4 protein-coding genes are annotated in these 4,168 nt (G+C 62.1%); 2 read left to right on the top strand and 2 right to left on the bottom strand.

The genetic code is table 11. The features are described 5' to 3' along the window. Both QZ184_RS10510 and QZ184_RS10505 read left to right on the top strand, forming a co-directional pair. A partial coding sequence (locus QZ184_RS10510; RefSeq protein WP_296419512.1) for an MFS transporter occupies nt 1-1,274 on the top strand: 1,274 nt, incomplete at its 5' end. A 28-nt stretch (nt 1,275-1,302) separates the two neighbouring features. Beyond that, nucleotides 1,303-2,364, top strand: a complete 1,062-nt coding sequence (locus QZ184_RS10505) for an HlyD family secretion protein (protein ID WP_247477016.1) — start codon at nt 1,303-1,305, stop codon at nt 2,362-2,364. Here QZ184_RS10505 and QZ184_RS10500 read toward each other — a convergent pair. Both QZ184_RS10500 and QZ184_RS10495 read right to left on the bottom strand, forming a co-directional pair. Next, complete coding sequence (locus QZ184_RS10500; RefSeq protein WP_296419508.1) at nt 2,339-3,973, bottom strand: TolC family protein; 1,635 nt, start codon at nt 3,971-3,973, stop codon at nt 2,339-2,341. The genes QZ184_RS10505 and QZ184_RS10500 overlap by 26 nt on opposite strands. A 97-nt stretch (nt 3,974-4,070) precedes the next feature. Then, the coding region (locus QZ184_RS10495; protein ID WP_296418847.1) for a hypothetical protein at nt 4,071-4,168 on the bottom strand (98 nt) is incomplete at its 5' end.

The raw sequence follows: 4,168 nt of genomic DNA, 5'->3' as shown, positions 1-4,168 counted from the left end.
GCTCCGTTGCGACCGATCCGCAGCTGTTCATCGCGATGCGCGTGCTGCAGGGACTCGGAGCCGGGGTGATCCCGGCGGCAGCGGGGGGCTACCTGGGCGGTCAGCTGGGGGAGAAGTACACGCCCATGGGCAAGGGATTGGTGGCCCTGGCCTTGGTCACGGGCTCCACCATCGGCATTCCCCTCTCCGCCTTCGTCACCTGGTACCTCAGTTGGCGGACGCTCTACGCCGGCCTGGGCCTGGCGGCCCTGGCAGCAGTCGCCGTGATCCTGCGATTAATGCCCGCGACCCCGGGGGACCCGAAAGCCGAGATCGACTGGCTGGGCTATGGGCTGATGGCCGGTGGCTTCGGACTCCTGAGCCTCTCGCTGGTGGTCGGGAACCAACGGGAGTGGTTCAGCAGCGGGATCTATGTGGTGATGCTTTGGAGCTCACTGCTGTTGCTTGGGCTCTTTGGCTGGCGTGTGGCCACCGTCCCCAAACTGATCAACCTCAAGATTTTTCAGGACGTCAATTACTGCGTGAGCGCGGTGAACCTGAGCTCCGTGATGTTCTTTCTGTTCATGATCTTTGCGATCGTCCCGCGCTTCTTGATGGTGGTGGTCAACAACACCATTGAGAACTACGCCTGGTCCTTTCTTCCCTTTGTCGCAGCGGCGATCCTGACGGGCCTGATGGTCACGCCGGGGGCCAGCCCCCATCTCATCGCCGCCACCATCCCCGCCAAAAAGAAACTCTGTTCTGCGGCGATCTTCACCTTTGCCTTGACCGCGCTCTGGATGGCTTACACCTCAGCCCAGCAGAGCAACAGCAACGTCACCCTGCAATTGATCCTGGTGGGGGTCTGCTTCGCCCTGATCAATTGCCTCGAGATTCAGATGTCGTTCTCGACGATGCCGGCGGAACTGATGACCAGCGCCAGCTCCGTGCTGTTCTTCTGCACGAACATCTCCAAGGCCCTCTCTGGGGGAGTGAGTTCCGCTATCCGAACCGTGAGCACGCAGGGCAGCTGGGAACGGTTTCGTGAGCAGAGCTACGGGTCCAACTGGGGGCTGGAGACCTTCCAAGAACCCTTGAGCGGGCATCCCATGGGCATCAGCGGCAACCTCTGGTCCCAAGGCTCCCTTGAGCTGCTCAACAAAGCCATCGCCCAACAGGCCGAAGTGGTCAACTTCATCAACATCGCCACCCTGGTGGGGCTCGTCCTGCTGGTGCTCTGCGTGCTGCCCCAGCTTCACCGCACGGCACCAGCCAAAACGAAAGAACAGCCCTAGCCTCCGGCAATAGTCAGGCGAGCCGGGCGTGAGCGCATCAGCGGCACAACCCGCAGGGGAGACCAAGGCCCTCAGCCCTGAAGAGGCCGCCCGCAAGAAACAGCGCACCCGCCTAATCGCCGGTGGAGCCATCGGACTGGTCGCCACCAGCCTCGCCACGTACTTCATCCACGGCCACTTCTTTCCCTACACCGACGACGCCTACGTCCACGCCTACACGGTGACCGTCTCACCGTATGTCGAGGGCTACATCAAGACCGTCAATACCGAGCCCAATGCCTTCGTGAAAGAGGGGCAGCTGCTCTATGAGATCGTCCCGCTTCCCTTTCAACTGAGTGTCGATCAGCAACAGCATCAACTCGATGCGGCCATCGCCCAGAAAGAAGCCCTTGAGCAACAGCGCCTGCAGGCCAAGCAGGCCTTGAAGGATCAAGAGGCCCGTCAATGGCTGATCGACCTGAACCAACAGCGCTACGCCTACCTCCAGCAGCAACAGGTGGTCTCGCTCGAGAAGGAGCAGGAATTTCAAGCCGCGAAACTCGAAGCGCGCGCCAGGGTGAAAGGGGCCAACCTCGACATCAGCCGACTGGAGAAACAGATCGGCGAGCAGGAGGCCAACATCCGTGCGCTCAAAGCGGCGCTGGGCAACGCCAAGGTCAACTTGAACTACACCCGCTACTACGCACCGATGGACGGGTATGTCAGCAACAACTTCTCCATTCGTGTTGGTCAATATGTGAAACCTGGCCAGGCGATGTTCACCCTCGTCGACAACAACCACTGGTGGGTGGACGCCAACTATCTGGAGACCCAGATCCACCGCATCCGTGATGGGATGCCCGCCAAGGTCCGGCTCGACATGTACCCCGGTGTGACCTTCAAAGGCAAGGTCATCAACATCAGCTCAGGGAGTGGTGCCTACTACTCCCTGCTGCCGCCCCAAAACGCCACAGGGAACTGGGTGAAGGTGCCGCAACGCTTCCCGGTGCGAATCCTGATGGAGCAAAACAGTCGTCATCCCTTGCGTGCGGGAGCGACCTCCCACGCGACGGTGAACACCTTGATCAATCCTGCGCCGCCGACAAAGTGATGGGCAAGCTCACCGGTGCATCGAGTGTGGTGGGAACCGGCAACAACTCCCGCAGCAGCTGGGCATAGCTGACATTCGCCAAGGTCATCGCTTCGGCCTGCTGCTCCATCGCCGTCGTCAGCGATCGAATCGTGTCCGCCAGGTCGGTGTAATCCGCCAGGCCAAACTCAAAACGGGCGCGACTATCGCGGTAGGCCTCCCGCGCTGCCCGGAACGAGGCGTTCGACGCAATGATCTGACTGAGGGCCGCGCGATGGTCGTAGTAGGCGGTTTCAAGGCGTTGCCGAATCGCATTGCGCTCTGTGGCCTCCGCCTGCAAGGTCCGCTCCGCCGCCGCTCGGCTGGCAGCAACCGCCCCCGAGGTGATCCCGGCATCAAAGAGACGCCAATTGAGCATGACCCCAGCGGCCCATTCCCCACTCTCGCCATTGAGTCCAGGGATATAGGCCGGCCCTTTGCAGCACCCCTGCAGATCCACCAAAGGGGCGGTGGTTTGGGCAGCCAGATAGCCGCCCGTCGCAAACAACCCCAACCGCGGCAGCAATTCAGCGGCCCGGCGATCCGCCTGACGCAGCAAGGCTGTACGCGCCGATTGCAACGCTTCGAGCTGGGGGTTGTCCTGGAAGCCGCGGACAATGGTCTGCTGAAGATCCAGGGGCCAGGGCGGCTGCAGGCGAACGGCCTCGCTCGCCTCGAGCGTGATCTGGAAGGGGGCATTGACCAAGTTGCTCAGCCGCCGTTGCTGGCTTAATCGCAGGGCATCGGCCTGCTCAAGGCGAAAGCGGCTTTGCTGCAGCATCGCCTCAGCCCGTAAGAGATCAACCCGCGGCACGAGGCCCGCGATCTTCATCGCCACGACCTGGTCGTAGATCACGGTGTCGTTGTCGACGACCACCTGACGGATCCTGCGCAACTGGTCAGCCAGTTGCAGTTGGTAGTAGGCCTCACTGACGTTGAGCTGCAACTGACGAAGGCGGTTGCCATAGCGCTGCTCAGAGGCATCGAGTTCCGCTTTGACCTCCGCGAGAGCGGCATTGCGCTCAAAGCTCAAGAGCTCGTAATCGAGGCGCAGCAGGGCAAATCCTTCGCCGACGTTCGTCTGGGCCCGTTCCCAACCACCCGTCGGGACGTAGAAGGCGGAGTCGACGCCATACAGGCTCTCGTTCCCCTGCCAAGCGACATTGCCCACCTTCTGCTGGGTGTAACTCCCGCCGAGGTTCAGGCCAAGGATCGGGTACAGACGGCCGCGGACGGATTTCAACCAGCCCTGCTGCTCCTGGACTTCGGCAACCTGCTGCTGCAGGACCGGGTCGTTCTGCACCACAACGGCGATCACCTGCTGCAGGTCCAGGCGCAGCCGTTCTGCGACGGCAACGGCCTCAGTTTTGGCTGGCAAGTCTCCCGGCTTGGGAGGCCTGAGCCGTTCCAGCAACTCAGCAGTCGGTTCAGCCGCAGGGGTCTCCGGTGAGGCGACCTTGAGGACCCCATCGAGACGATCAAGATCCCGGGCGTACGCCTCAAAACTCTTGACCAGAGGGAGGAGCGCCGGAGGAATCTCCTTCTCGCGCGCGACGACCCCGACCGGGAAGCCGACGGCAACGACGAGCAAAAGGTGGCGTAACCCGCGCAGCCCCACTCATGCAGCCCGCGTTGGACGGGCTAACGCTAGGGGGGTTGCCCCGGAGTGCTTGCCGTCAGAGCCGGCTTCAGCCCTGGCGCAGCCATTCGGCTGCATCACAGGCGTGATAGGTGAGGATCAAATCCGCACCAGCACGCTTGAAGCAGAGGAGGGTTTCAAGCACCA

It is taken from the genome of Vulcanococcus sp. DEBay_Sum22DG08_74 (genome assembly GCF_017852955.1).
Classification (GTDB): Bacteria; Cyanobacteriota; Cyanobacteriia; order PCC-6307; family Cyanobiaceae; genus Vulcanococcus.
The sequence above is the reverse complement of the archived record's forward strand: the minus strand, read 5'-3'. Positions and strand labels throughout refer to the sequence as shown.